Below are 13,024 nucleotides of genomic sequence, written 5' to 3' on the forward strand. Positions count from 1 at the left end.
ATGTAATGGACGTATTAGAAATAAAAAATGTAACATATAGTTATTCAAACTCAAGAGAAAAAGTTTTGTCATCAGTAAATCAAAAGTTTGAACTTGGACAATTTTATGCCATAATCGGTAAATCGGGAACGGGAAAGTCAACCTTGCTTTCACTACTGGCAGGACTTGACAAGCCGAAGAGTGGAAAAATTTTATTTGAAGGTGAAGACATAGAAAAAAAGGGATATAGCAATCACAGAAAAAATAATATCTCCCTGGTTTTTCAAAACTATAACCTAATTGATTACCTTTCACCACTGGAAAATATAAGACTTGTAAACAGCAAGGCATCTGAAGATATACTATTAGAGCTTGGACTTGATAAGAGTCAAGTAAAAAGAAATGTTATGAAACTTTCTGGAGGACAACAACAGAGAGTTGCAATAGGGAGGGCATTGGTGTCAGAGGCGCCAGTAATCTTAGCCGACGAACCTACTGGCAACTTAGATGACGGAACAGCTGGCGAAATTATTGACGTGTTAAAGAAACTTGCAAAAGAGAGAAATAAATGTGTAATAGTTGTAACTCATAGCAAGGAAGTTGCTAAGGCGGCTGATGTTGTGTTAGAACTTGATAGCAAGAAATTAAAAGAAGTAAGAAAAAATTAGGAGGTATAGCATTGATTAAAAATGCTTTTGCATATGTAACAAGAAAGAGTTTAAAATCATTGATAATCCTGTTGGTTATCTTAGCCATGTCAACACTTAGCCTAATCAGTTTATCCATAAAAGATGCCACAGATAGAGCGTCTAAAGAAACCTTTGGAAATATTACAAATAGTTTTTCTATGGAGATAAATAGACAGGTCAACATGGGAACACCGAGAGGTGGCGGAAATGTTAAAGGTGAAGACATAAAAAAGATAGCTGAGTCAGAGGACATTGACGACTATGTTAAGAGGATTAACAGCGTTGCAGACCTTGTGGACCATGATATTATAGAAACAGACGAAACCCGTGCAGGTATGTCTGAAGAAAGAGCAAAGAACTTCGGAAGAACCGTTATGCTTACAGGAGTCAACGACTCATCAAAGGAAACTAAATTCGTTTCAGGAGCATATAAATTAGTTGAAGGCAATCACTTAGAACCACAAGATAAAAATAAAATTTTAATGCATAAGGACTTGGCTGCAAAAAATAATTTAAAAATTGGAGATAAATTAAAAATAAAATCCAATCTATTTGATGCGGACAACGAAAAGGGCGCAGACGAAACTGTGGAAGTTGAAATTAAAGGCCTATTTGACGGTCACAACGAAGGTGGAGTAACAGCAGCACAGGAATTATACGAAAATACATTAATAACAGACATCGACACAGCTGCAAAAGTCTACGGCAACACAGAGGACACAGCGGTGTATCAAGATGCCACATTCTTTGTAAAGGGAGATAAGTACTTAGACAAGGTTATAAAAAATCTTGGAAAGCTTGACATCAACTGGAGAGAATATAACCTAATAAAGAGTTCATCAAACTATCCACTACTACAACAATCAATCTCAGGCATCTACGGAATCGCAAATAAATTATTTGCAGGTTCATTAATATTTGCTGGCGTTGTAGTTTCATTGTTGTTATTGTTATGGATGAACGCAAGAAAAAAAGAGATTGCAGTATTACTTTCCTTAGGAATTTCCAAGGCAAAGATATTTGGACAATTTGTAATCGAATTACTTTTTATTTCCATACCTGCATTTATAGGATCATACTTCCTTGCAGACTACACAGGCAAGATGATTGGAAATAATATTTTACAAAAAGTTACCGGCGACATCGCAAAGCAAGTTGCAAAACAAGCTTCCTCAAGCCAACTTGGTGGAGGTGCAGAAGTTGACGGATTTAACAAGACGCTTACAAGCCTTGATGTAAATATAATGCCAAAGGCAGTTGTATATGTAGTTGTATTTATGTCCATTGTGCTTTTAATATCCCTAATAGTGTCATCACTAAATATTTTAAAGAAAAATCCTAAAGATTTACTAATAGATACAAATTAAAAAGTTAGTCAAATAAGACTTGAAATATAAAAGCTTCTGACTATGGTAAAGTACCAGTCAGAAGTTTTTGTTTTTTAGTTAACAAAACAGTAAGAAAAAATAAAAATGCTCTAATTTACAATATTGCAACTGGGAGTTGACATAATGTAGACTATAGATGGTAGAGTATTTTTTATTTTGATTTTAAAATATTATTAATAAAGAGGAGAGGAGGTAGTAAATTTGTTACTCAGTGAAAAAATTTATAAATTAAGAAAGGAGAATGGATTATCACAGGAAAACTTAGCGACAAAATTAAATGTATCAAGACAAGCTGTGTCAAAGTGGGAGTCGGGAGTAACTCCAGATATTGATAATATAGTCAACTTGGCTAGGTATTTTGATTGTTCCATAGACTATCTATTAAATGATGATATTGATTCCATAGACGGGAGTATAAAGAGCGATGAAGACAAAAATGATAACACCTTTACTGAAAATCAAAAAAATCGATTCTCTGAAAATTTAAAGATAAATATCTTGTTAACACTTCCTACATTAGTAATATTAATTATGTGGATTATATCAAAACTTGTAGAAGTTCCAATAACACATCAAGATTACAATACCAAAAACTTTTACACCGGATTTTCAGGATTTATAGACTACTACGATTTGTGGGGACTATTTTATATTTGTATAGCTGTATGGGTGGTAGGTGTTTTTATGCAGTTAGTATGGAAGGTTTATATTGAGCCTAAAAAAGAAAATATAGTCATAGATAGGAAGATGAAGGGGATTTATATAATTCGATTTCTTCTATTACTATGTGGAGCAACTTTATTTACCTATGGAATTTTAAATCCTTGGAAATTTAGTTGGACTATGCAAACTATTATAGCATTGACTTTGTACTTTATAGTTATTGCTTCTTTGTCGATTATTATTAGACGCCTAGAAAGTAAATAATAATTTAGAATTTAAAAACAAAGTTGCTTTAGATTTAAAAATAAAAAGTATCAACCTTACTCCATTAAGAGTAGGTTGATACAAAAATTAATTTTTATTTTGAAATTACATTTCCAATAACTCATCCACTGCTTCTCTGACATCATCCACATCACAAAAGGAAGGATCTAGATGTGTTAAGAAGTGCCAGTCATTACTATTTTTTTCCTTATACAATATGGCTTCGCCGTCTTCTGAGCCAAAGTAGCTTCTTGAAACTTCAAAGCCCTTTTCTTCCAAGTAGCTCTTTGCTTCGTCAAAAACCTTCTCACGGTTTTCAATATAACTTTTCACATCATTATTTTCAATTGCATAGGCGTCAACCCTTGTTACTCCTTCCACCAATCCATTTCCTGGCATTGACAAGTTTGGAATCTCCTTCCAAAAAACATCTATATCCCCCTCGCCAACAAACATGAATTTTGTAATTGGAACAATATTATTATTAAACTCCAGCTCCAAATAGTTTGGTATGGTATCTAATTTTATTGATTCATATAAAAATCCATCTTCCTCAACGCATCTATAGCCTTCCAGTTTTGAAATAAATTCTCTGCCCTCTTCAACGCTATTAAATGTTGCAAGTTCAATTGAAACACCTTCTTGGTACAATTCTAAAATAAACATACTAACTCCTTTCATTAAGACAATTCTATTTTAAAAATAAATTTCTCTTGCGTCTTCGAAACATCATAGTTCAAATTATAATTTAGTAAAAGATTTCTGACTATATATAGTCCAAGTCCGTTGCTATTTTCTTTGCTGGAATTAAATTCTACATTAAAAATTCTGTCAATGTCAAAGTCACTTTCAAAATTATTTTCAATATAAAACCAATCATCACTAACACCAATGTTTATAAAGCCACCTTCTTTCGTGTACTTTACTGCATTACTTACAAGGTTTGATAAAATAATTTTAAGGGCAGACCTACCAATGTAAAGTTCTTCGCCTGAAACCCCATTTTCAATGGTAATATTTTTTTGACTTGCCATTACTTTATACTTTTCTAAAACATCTTCTAAAATATCATTAATCCTTAATGTCTCTTCGTCGTCCTTTAAATGTTCCAGTGAAGAGATGGAAAGTATTTGTGAAATGTTTTGATTTAGTCCATCCACGATGTCAATACAGTTATCGATATAAAAATCTCTGTCTTTGTACTTTCCAATATTGAACTTCATATTTTCAAGTATTATCTTTAGGCTTGCCAGTGGTGTTTTTAGTTCGTGGGAGGCTCCTCTAAAGAAGTCGTATTTTAATTTTTCAAGCTTTAAAATCTCTTTATTTTTGACTTCCAGGTCGTCAATGGAATCAAGCAGAGTAAAATATAAATTATTAATCTGTTCCTTTAGTTCTCCCACTTCGTTTTTAGAATCCACATTTAACCTTGCACCTTCATCAAGCTCCATCATCTTATCTGTAACATTTTTAATCTCTTGAATATTATTCTTTATGGCCTTTGCATATATCAAAGACACAACTATTGAAAAAAGAAATGAAATTGAAAGGGAAAAGGGTAAAAATTTCAAACTTAGTTCCTTGGCATCTTTTTTCATATCTGTAGTAGAAACAAATTGGACAAAGACTTTTTCAGAATCTTCTAAAGTGATTTCTCTTTCCTCGATGATTAAGGAGTTATTGTCACTACTTGGGTCGATGCCGATGTTGTTTTCAATGGGAACTTCATTGTCCTTAACATTTTCATTTACAAAGGCCTTTATGTCGCTGCTCTTGGAATAAAAATCCAGTGATTGTCTTATTGAGTCCAAGCTCTTTCCATTAAGGCTGGAAGAAATTTCATCTGCCTTTGAAGTAATCTCTTCCTTTCTGGTTTCCAAATAGGTTTTTGGAAAAATAAAAAAGACAAGGGAGTGACTTAGAAGGATTATTACCCCAAGAACAGAAAATATCTGTATAAACATCTTAGGAAATATTTTTAAATTTTTCATCTTCTCTCCAATTTATATCCAACATTTCTTATGGTTACAATGCAGTCAAGTTCCAATTTTTTTCTTAGTTCTTTAATGTAGACATCTATTACACGATCGAATGGAATCTCATCAGTTTCCTTCCATACATTGTCTATTATTTGAGACCTTGTTAGAGCCTGTCCTTCATTTTCTAATAGATATTTTAAAATCTCAAGCTCTTTTGCATTCATGTCGATGTCTTTGCCATTTAACTTTGCTGTATAACTTGTAAAATTGACCTCTGTGTTATTGTATTCAAATTTTTCTTTTGTTCCAGAGTACTTTTTAATTAAAGAATCTATTTGAACTTTTAATACTGGCAGAGAAAAAGGTTTTTCAATGTATCCGTCTGCCAAATTTGTAAATGCATCAATTTTATATTCTTCATCGCTAAATGCGGTAAGGATTAAAATGGGCAATTCGCTTTTTTTTCTAATTTCCTTTAGAACATCAAGTCCATTTATATAAGGTATTTGAATATCAAGTATGACAAGGTCCATATCATTATTAAATTTTTCTAAAGCCTCTTTGCCATCTCCAGCTTCTATAACTGAGTAGCCAAACTCCTGAAGGTATTCACTTATACCTTCTCTTATCATTTGATCATCTTCAACTACGAGAATTTTCATATTTTCCTCCATGTAACTTTATATCTTAATTATACTAAAACAGCCCTATTTAATAAAATGAAATGATATTTACTAAATTCAAATGTTAATTTATTTAACATGGAATTAACAAATCTCTACTTTTCATTTAACAAAGCCTTGTTATATTGTAGTTACAATAAAGTTGGAGGTAAAAAATGAAAGGGAAATTTAAATTTTTAGGAATTTTATTGGCAGTAACATTACTATTTACTGCATGTGGTAAAGGTGGGTCAGACACAGACTCAACAGAAGGTGCTGGTAACGAAACAACAGCAACAGAGGAAGCTTCAAATGATACTGCCGGTGGAATTGAAGGAATGATCTCCGTTGTTTCAAGAGAAGAAGGATCAGGAACAAGAGGAGCTTTCGTAGAACTTGTTAAAGTTGAAGATGCTGACGGCAACGACGCAACTTCAGTGGAAGCAGTTATTCAAAATAACACTGAAGCAGTTATGACAACAGTAGCAGGAGAAAAATCATCAATAGGATATATCTCTTTAGGTTCATTAAATGATACGGTTAAGGCATTAAAGGTTGATGATGTTGAAGCCACTGCTGAAAATGTAGCAAATGGAAGCTATAAAATAGCAAGACCATTTAACATAGTTACAAAGGAAGAACCTACTGGAGCAGAAGCGGATTTTATTGGATTCATATTGAGTGAAGAAGGACAAAAGATTGTTGAAGAAGAAGGTTATGTAAAAAGCCCTGACGCAAAGGACTACACTCCTGACGACAAAGTTACAGGTTCAATTGCAATAGCTGGTTCTTCATCAGTAACTCCAGTAATGGAAAAATTAGTTGAAGCTTATGGAAAGATTAATCCAAATGTTAAGATTCAAGTAAACATGTCCGACTCAACTACTGGTGTTCAATCAGTTAAAGATGGCATTGCACAAATCGGTATGGCATCAAGAGAACTTAAAGACAGTGAAAAAGATTTGAATAAAGTTGTTATAGCCATGGACGGAATTGCAGTAATAGTTAACAAAGACAACAGTTTAGAAAATATTTCTTTGGATACTTTAAAATCAGTTTATCTTGGAGAAATTGAAGACTGGGAAGATGTAAAATAGAGTGATAGCATGGTAGAAAAAGATAGAAAAAAGTTTTATAGAAAAGAAAATGCTTTTAAGTATGTAGCCCTAATATCTGCATGTGTTTCAATACTTGCAGTAATAGTGATTTGCTTCTTTATATTCTCAAGAGGACTACCTACAATAAAAGAAATCGGAATAAAAAACTTTATCTTGGGGACCAAATGGTCCCCTACTGCCAGTCCCCCAAGTTTTGGAATATTGCCATTTATTATTTCCAGTTTCTATGTAACTCTTGGAGCCGTAATCCTTGGAGTTCCTACTGGGCTTTTCACTGCAATATTTATGGCTAAGTATTGCCCTAAGAAATTACATTCTACATTTACTGCAGGAATAAATTTAATGGCAGGCATACCTTCAATAATATATGGTTTCTTTGGACTTACATTGGTAGTTCCAGTTATAGCAAAAGTTATAAACAAAAATGGGCTAACAATGCTTTCAGCGATTATAATTCTTGGGATTATGATATTACCAACAGTAATATCACTTTCACAAGCAGCTATAAACTCTGTAGATGAAAGTTATTACGAAGGGGCAATAGGTCTTGGAGCTACAAAGGAGAGGGCAATTTTTACAGTTGTACTTCCAGCGGCAAAGTCAGGAATTATATCTGCAATTATCTTGGGAATGGGTAGAGCCATAGGAGAGACTATGGCGGTAATCTTAGTTGCAGGTGGACAACCAAGAATGCCGAAAGGACTCTTTAGAGGAGTTAGGACAATGACTATGAATATAGTTACGGAAATGGGTTATGCGGCAGAGCTTCATAGAGAAGCACTTATAGCAACGGGAGCTGTACTATTTATATTTATCTTGATAATCAACCTATTGTTTGTAATCAGTAAGAACAGGGGGATAAAGCATGACTAAATCATCTAAAATTTTAAAATTTTTTATATATTTCTTTTCCATATTAACCCTATTAAGTTTAGTATTTGTGGTGACATTTGTGCTTATAAGAGGAATTCCATATCTTGAGCCAAAGTTGTTTTCCCTTAGATACACAAGTGACAATGTGTCCATGTTTCCAGCGATTATAAATACGCTTATAATGGTTTTATTGGCGCTTTTAGTTGCTGTTCCTCTTGGAATAATGACTGCAATTTACTTGGCAGAATATTCAAATAAAGATAATTTAATTGTAAGAGTGGTTAGAGTAACGGCAGATACTCTATCTGCCATACCGTCAATAGTATATGGTCTTTTTGGAATGTTATTTTTTGTTATATATCTAAAGTGGAATATCTCAATTCTTGCAGGAGCAATGACAACAGCGATAATGATACTTCCCCTAATAATGAGGAGTACAGAAGAAGCTCTTATTGCAATTCCCCAAGAACTTCGAGATGGAAGTTTTGGACTTGGAGCAGGAAAAGTAAGAACAATTGTAAGAATTGTACTACCAACAGCCATGCCGGGAATACTTGCAGGTGTTATCCTTGGTATAGGAAGAATTGTAGGGGAAACTGCAGCTCTGTTATTTACATCTGGGACAGTTGCGGAGATTCCAAAACGCATTGTAGGACCTGCATCTGGAGGAAGGACACTGGCTCTTCATATGTATGCACTTTCATCAGAAGGGCTTAATGTAAATCAAGCCTATGCTACAGGAGTCATACTTTTAATAATAATTTTAATTATTAATGGGATTTCAACCTTAATGGCAAAAAAACTTGGAAGGAATAAATAGATGAACAAAACTAAGATTAAAATAGAGAATTTTAATTCATATTATGGCGATTTTCATGCCATAAAAAATGTGAATATGGAAATAAAAGAAAATGAGGTAACTGCATTTATAGGACCTTCGGGTTGTGGTAAGTCAACCTTATTAAAGAGTTTAAATAGAATGAATGACTTGGTTTCGTCCTATAGAAAAGAGGGTAATATATACTTGGATGGTAAAGAAATCTTCTCTGAAATTGATGTTTATGAACTTAGAAAGAGAGTTGGAATGGTTTTTCAAAAGCCAAATCCTTTTCCAATGTCAATCTATGACAACATTGCTTATGGACCAAGAACCCATGGTATAAAAAATAAAAAGAGATTGGATGAGATAGTTGAGAGATCACTAAAGCAAGCAGCTATTTTTGATGAAGTAAAGGACAAGTTAAACAAGTCCGCTTTGGCACTATCTGGTGGACAACAACAGAGAATTTGTATTGCAAGGGCTATGGCTGTTGAACCAGAAGTAATTCTTTTGGATGAACCAACTTCAGCGCTTGATCCAATATCCACTTCTAAGATAGAAGAGCTTCTTGATGATATGAAAAAAGAATTCACTATAGTTATAGTAACTCACAACATGCAACAGGCAACAAGAGTTTCTGATAAAACAGGATTCTTCCTACTTGGAGACTTGGTAGAGTTTTCTGACACAGAAGCAATGTTCAGCGTTCCCAAAGATCAAAGAACGGAAGATTATATTACGGGTCGTTTTAGTTAGGGGGAAAAATGAGAAGTAAATTTGATGAAGAATTAAATATGCTCAATGAAGAACTGACTGAGATGGGAGAACTAATCTCCGTTAGAATTATAGAAGCTATAAGATCCTTTAGAAATAAGGACTTGATTAAGGCAAAGTTCATTATGGAAAATGATGATGATGTAAATGAATATGAGAGAAGAATCGAAGAAAGAGCTTTAAAACTCTTACTAAGACAGCAACCAGTAGCAAGTGACTTAAGACTTATTTCTTCTGCTCTAAAAATGGTTACTGACATGGAAAGAATTGGAGATCATGCTGTTGACATAGCAGAGATAGTAATGACTATTCCAGAAATTACTAAAGACGAAACTTATGAAAATATTATGGAAATGGCAGATGTTTCAATTGAAATGTTAAAAGAGAGTTTAAAGAGCTTTGTAACAGGAGATCTTTCTTTAGTTGATAGTATAAAAAAACATGACGACAAAGTAGATGGACTATTTAACAAGGTTCGAAAAGATGTTATTAAAGAAATAAAAACTGCTGATACATCTTCATCTGCAGAGTATGCAGTAGATATACTTATGACTGCAAAGTACTTAGAGAGAATTGGAGATCATGCTGAAAATATTTCTGAATGGGTGGAATATTCAATAACAGGAAAACATGTTGAACATTTACCACATGGAAAAAAGTTGGGATAATATGAGAACTATCTATTTAGTGGAAGATGAAGACAATATAAGAGATTTGGTAGTATATGCTTTAGATAACTCAGGATTTAAAGCAGAAGGCTTTCCTGATGGAGATTTATTTATGGAAGCTATAAAAAAAGAAACCCCAGATTTAATTTTGCTGGATATTATGCTTGAAGGCATGGATGGATATGAAATCTTAAAGTGGCTGAGAAGTAACGAAGAGTACAAGGATATTCCAGTTATAATGGTTACTGCTAAAGATGAAGAAATAGACAAGGTTAGAGGTCTTGACATGGGTGCGGATGACTATGTGAACAAACCCTTTGGAGTTATGGAACTCATTTCGAGAATCAAGGCTGTGCTTAGACGCTATGGCAAAAATCAATCTGAAGAAGTTGATGGAAAAATAATATTTAGAGATATTGAAATGGACCTTTCTAAAAGAACTGTCAAAGTTGCTGGGGAAAAAATAAAACTTACCTTCAAAGAGTTTGAACTTTTACACTATCTTATCCAAAACAAGAATATAGTCCTTTCAAGACAAAAGCTTACAGAGGAGATTTGGGGATTCGACTACGAAGGTGAAACCAGAACAATAGACGTTCATATAAGAACTTTAAGACAAAAACTCGACAGAGAAGGATATATCGTAACAGTTAGAAATGTAGGTTATAAAATCGTAGACGGAGAATAAAATGGACAAGGACATTTTAAAAAAACTGGGAATAATTTACCTAAGTTTATTCATAGTGTTTAAAATATTATTTGACTACATTCTAAAGGCGAACAAAGACCTGATTTTAATAACAGGTCTTATTTTGCTACTCTGCGCTACTATAAATTATTTTTTACTTTTAAACCAAAAAGCTAAGTACAATCCTAAAAATATTTCAGCAATCATAATATCTGAAATTTTTAACGATGACAAATTGGATATTAAATATGATGAAGATATAAAAAAACTCTTGGATATACTTGAAAAAGAAAAGGGAAACTCAATGTTTTCCATGGCACAGTACAAAGCGATGGAAAAACTTCGTTCAGAGTTTTCTGCAAATGTAACCCACGAATTAAAAACGCCTTTAACATCTATAATCGGTCATGCAGAGATGATACATGAAGGCATTGCTAAAGATGAAAAGGCAAAAGAGTTTGCTGGAATAATCATTGACGATGCAAGAAAGCAATTGGAACTAATAACTGATTTGATTTCACTTTCAAAATATACGGGAAAGGAAGCTATTAACTTAGAGATTACAGAATTTGATTTAAAACCTTTGGCAGAGGATTGCATTGACAATATAAAAAATATGGCAAGGGTAAAAAAAATAGAAATAATAAAAGACTTAGATCCTGTAATTGTAAATGCGGATAGGGAAAAAATAGAGAGTTTACTAAACAATTTACTTACTAATGGAATCAAATACAATAAAATTGGAGGTAAATTAAAAATAACAGTATATTCTAATTTAGATGAAGCGGTTATTAGAGTAAAAGATACTGGAATAGGTATATCAGAACCTGATAAGTCAAGAATATTTGAAAGATTTTACGTGGCTGACAAGTCAAGGGGAAAAAATTCTGGAACGGGACTTGGACTTTCCATAGTAAAACACATTGCACTTGCCCATAAGGGTGAAATAAAAGTAAAAAATGCCCAAGGTGGAGGTTCTGAATTTATTTTTACCTTTCCAAAAAAATTAAATAAAAAAAATAATTGAAACCAAAAATGTGATTAAATTCCTTTTTGGTTTCTTTTTTTTGAAAATTTTTAAATGGTTCAGTAAATTAGTTCGCGCTTATATGAAATTTATTTTTTTATAAATATAATAATGCTTATGTTGAGATTATAGTTTATTAATTTATTGTATTGACAAGATAAATTGCAGGTATATAATAGTTGTGAAAACATTTTACAAGGAGGAGAAAAAAATGGGTAGTTTAATTTCACCCGATAGTACATGGATACTATGGGCAATCTTGGCAAGCTCTGCCACATTAGCAATTATTTTAGAGCAAAAGTATGAATGGGCAAACAAGGTGACAGGTTGTATTCTGGCATTATTTTTTATGTTAGTTTTAGCAAATCTTAAAGTTATACCAACTGAGTCACCAGTATATGACAATGTATGGGACTATGTTGTACCTCTTGCAGTTCCTATGCTTCTTTTCCATGCTGACATTAAAAAGATATGGAAAGGTTCAGGAAGAGTACTTATTATTTATTTTATTTCAGGTTTGGGAACGATTATTGGAGGATTCTTAGCATACGCACTTTTAAAAGGACTTATTCCACAATTGAATGACATAGTACCTATGTTTGTAGGAACTTATACAGGTGGTTCCGTAAACTTTGTCGCAATGAGTGCATTATATGAAGTACCAGGTAAAACTACATCAGCAGCACTTGTAGCTGATAATTTATTGATGGCTTTATATTTCTTTACACTTGCATCACTTCCTACCATGGCAATAATTAAGAAAAAATACAAAATGCCATATGAAGCAAAGCTTGAAAAAATGAGTGATGAACAAAAATCAGAAAACAAGACAATGGCAGCTCAATATTGGGGAGCTAAGGAAATATCTTTAAAAGATATAGCTCTAACAGTAGCAATTGCCTTTGTAATTGTTGCAGTTTCAGATAAACTTGCAGGAGTTATTAAAGCTGCATTACCTGGAGAAGATGCTTTTTCAAAAATCATTTCAGGATTTTTTGGAAACATGTATCTTTTAATCACAACAATAACTATGATAATTTCATCTGTATTTTCAAAACAAATGTCAAAGATTAAGGGAGCTCAAGAAATAGGAACATTTTTAATATACCTTTTCTTCGCTGTAATAGGAGCACCTGCATCAGTATCTTTGATAATTAAGGAAGCACCATTACTATTGGTATTTGCATTAATCATAGTTTTAGTGAACTTGATTTGGTCACTTATTTGGGGAAAAATATTCAAATTCTCCCTTGAAGAAATTATTATTGCATCAAATGCAAATGTTGGAGGACCAACAACAGCTGCTGCAATGGCTGTATCAAAAGGATGGCAAGAACTAATTGTACCAGCCATACTTGTAGGTACTTTAGGTTATGTAATTGGAAATTATTACGGCATATTGTCAGGTCTTGTACTTCATTAGGAGGAAAAA

General features: G+C 33.0%; 14 protein-coding genes. 11 read left to right on the plus strand and 3 right to left on the minus strand.

Annotated features, from left to right (window positions below; genetic code table 11):
• The first annotated feature begins 5 nt into the window (after window positions 1-5).
• The 3 genes from BN2746_RS01385 to BN2746_RS01395 all read left to right on the plus strand — a co-directional run bounded on the left by BN2746_RS01385 (window position 6) and on the right by BN2746_RS01395 (window position 2,983).
• Window positions 6-647 (plus strand): ABC transporter ATP-binding protein, encoded by a 642-nt coding sequence (locus tag BN2746_RS01385; protein WP_055078081.1) that lies wholly within the window; start codon window positions 6-8, stop codon window positions 645-647.
• 11 nt (window positions 648-658) lie between these two features.
• Window positions 659-2,035: an ABC transporter permease gene (locus BN2746_RS01390; protein WP_055078082.1), complete on the plus strand. Its 1,377-nt coding sequence runs from the start codon at window positions 659-661 to the stop codon at window positions 2,033-2,035.
• 222 nt (window positions 2,036-2,257) lie between these two features.
• The gene (locus BN2746_RS01395) at window positions 2,258-2,983 is read left to right on the plus strand and encodes a helix-turn-helix domain-containing protein (RefSeq protein ID WP_055078083.1); all 726 of its coding nucleotides are present in this window, start codon (window positions 2,258-2,260) and stop codon (window positions 2,981-2,983) included.
• Between the two features lie 105 nt (window positions 2,984-3,088).
• Here BN2746_RS01395 and BN2746_RS01400 read toward each other — a convergent pair whose 3' ends face one another.
• Genes BN2746_RS01400 through BN2746_RS01410 form a run of 3 tightly spaced genes read right to left on the minus strand, consistent with a single transcriptional unit; the run spans window position 3,089 to window position 5,624 of the window.
• Complete coding sequence (locus BN2746_RS01400) at window positions 3,089-3,649, minus strand: hypothetical protein (RefSeq protein WP_055078084.1); 561 nt, start codon at window positions 3,647-3,649, stop codon at window positions 3,089-3,091.
• 14 nt (window positions 3,650-3,663) lie between these two features.
• Window positions 3,664-4,974, minus strand: a complete 1,311-nt coding sequence (locus BN2746_RS01405; RefSeq protein ID WP_055078085.1) for an ATP-binding protein — start codon at window positions 4,972-4,974, stop codon at window positions 3,664-3,666.
• A complete protein-coding gene (locus BN2746_RS01410) occupies window positions 4,971-5,624 on the minus strand; it encodes a response regulator transcription factor (protein ID WP_055078086.1) in 654 nt (217 codons plus the stop codon). The genes BN2746_RS01405 and BN2746_RS01410 overlap by 4 nt, the downstream gene beginning before the upstream one ends.
• A 176-nt stretch (window positions 5,625-5,800) precedes the next feature.
• On the opposite strand from BN2746_RS01410, the gene BN2746_RS01415 reads away from it, so the two are divergent.
• The 8 genes from BN2746_RS01415 to BN2746_RS01450 all read left to right on the plus strand — a co-directional run bounded on the left by BN2746_RS01415 (window position 5,801) and on the right by BN2746_RS01450 (window position 13,015).
• A complete protein-coding gene (locus tag BN2746_RS01415) occupies window positions 5,801-6,721 on the plus strand; it encodes a substrate-binding domain-containing protein (protein ID WP_055078087.1) in 921 nt (306 codons plus the stop codon).
• Between the two features lie 9 nt (window positions 6,722-6,730).
• Window positions 6,731-7,615 carry a phosphate ABC transporter permease subunit PstC gene (gene pstC, locus BN2746_RS01420; protein ID WP_055078088.1) on the plus strand — a complete coding sequence of 295 codons (885 nt, stop codon included), beginning with the start codon at window positions 6,731-6,733 and terminating at the stop codon, window positions 7,613-7,615.
• Window positions 7,608-8,435 (plus strand): phosphate ABC transporter permease PstA, encoded by an 828-nt coding sequence (pstA, locus tag BN2746_RS01425; protein WP_055078089.1) that lies wholly within the window; start codon window positions 7,608-7,610, stop codon window positions 8,433-8,435. Before pstC ends, pstA begins: the two co-directional genes overlap by 8 nt.
• Window positions 8,436-9,191, plus strand: a complete 756-nt coding sequence (gene pstB, locus BN2746_RS01430) for a phosphate ABC transporter ATP-binding protein PstB (RefSeq protein WP_055078090.1) — start codon at window positions 8,436-8,438, stop codon at window positions 9,189-9,191. It abuts the gene before it with no gap.
• Window positions 9,192-9,199: 8 nt separating this feature from the next.
• Window positions 9,200-9,877, plus strand: a complete 678-nt coding sequence (phoU, locus tag BN2746_RS01435; RefSeq protein WP_055078091.1) for a phosphate signaling complex protein PhoU — start codon at window positions 9,200-9,202, stop codon at window positions 9,875-9,877.
• Window positions 9,858-10,565 (plus strand): response regulator transcription factor, encoded by a 708-nt coding sequence (locus tag BN2746_RS01440; RefSeq protein WP_231718301.1) that lies wholly within the window; start codon window positions 9,858-9,860, stop codon window positions 10,563-10,565. The genes phoU and BN2746_RS01440 overlap by 20 nt, the downstream gene beginning before the upstream one ends.
• Window position 10,566: 1 nt before the next feature.
• Window positions 10,567-11,592 carry a sensor histidine kinase gene (locus BN2746_RS01445; RefSeq protein WP_055078092.1) on the plus strand — a complete coding sequence of 342 codons (1,026 nt, stop codon included), beginning with the start codon at window positions 10,567-10,569 and terminating at the stop codon, window positions 11,590-11,592.
• 211 nt (window positions 11,593-11,803) lie between these two features.
• Window positions 11,804-13,015, plus strand: a complete 1,212-nt coding sequence (locus tag BN2746_RS01450; RefSeq protein ID WP_055078093.1) for a DUF819 family protein — start codon at window positions 11,804-11,806, stop codon at window positions 13,013-13,015.
• Window positions 13,016-13,024 lie beyond the last annotated feature (9 nt).

Origin of the sequence: Lagierella massiliensis (genome assembly GCF_001407835.1) — a bacterium.
Classification (GTDB): domain Bacteria; phylum Bacillota; class Clostridia; order Tissierellales; family Peptoniphilaceae; genus Mediannikoviicoccus; species Mediannikoviicoccus massiliensis.

Excerpts from the sequence above, each read along its gene's own strand:
- BN2746_RS01445 (WP_055078092.1), top strand. The coding sequence starts at position 10,567 with ATGGACAAGGACATTTTAAAAAAACTGGGAATAATTTACCTAAGTTTA.
- BN2746_RS01405 (WP_055078085.1), bottom strand. The coding sequence starts at position 4,974 with ATGAAAAATTTAAAAATATTTCCTAAGATGTTTATACAGATATTTTCT.
- BN2746_RS01410 (WP_055078086.1), bottom strand. The coding sequence starts at position 5,624 with ATGAAAATTCTCGTAGTTGAAGATGATCAAATGATAAGAGAAGGTATA.
- BN2746_RS01440 (WP_231718301.1), top strand. The coding sequence starts at position 9,858 with ATGGAAAAAAGTTGGGATAATATGAGAACTATCTATTTAGTGGAAGAT.
- BN2746_RS01415 (WP_055078087.1), top strand. The coding sequence starts at position 5,801 with ATGAAAGGGAAATTTAAATTTTTAGGAATTTTATTGGCAGTAACATTA.
- pstC (WP_055078088.1), top strand. The coding sequence starts at position 6,731 with ATGGTAGAAAAAGATAGAAAAAAGTTTTATAGAAAAGAAAATGCTTTT.
- BN2746_RS01400 (WP_055078084.1), bottom strand. The coding sequence starts at position 3,649 with ATGTTTATTTTAGAATTGTACCAAGAAGGTGTTTCAATTGAACTTGCA.
- pstA (WP_055078089.1), top strand. The coding sequence starts at position 7,608 with ATGACTAAATCATCTAAAATTTTAAAATTTTTTATATATTTCTTTTCC.
- pstB (WP_055078090.1), top strand. The coding sequence starts at position 8,436 with ATGAACAAAACTAAGATTAAAATAGAGAATTTTAATTCATATTATGGC.
- BN2746_RS01450 (WP_055078093.1), top strand. The coding sequence starts at position 11,804 with ATGGGTAGTTTAATTTCACCCGATAGTACATGGATACTATGGGCAATC.
- phoU (WP_055078091.1), top strand. The coding sequence starts at position 9,200 with ATGAGAAGTAAATTTGATGAAGAATTAAATATGCTCAATGAAGAACTG.
- BN2746_RS01385 (WP_055078081.1), top strand. The coding sequence starts at position 6 with ATGGACGTATTAGAAATAAAAAATGTAACATATAGTTATTCAAACTCA.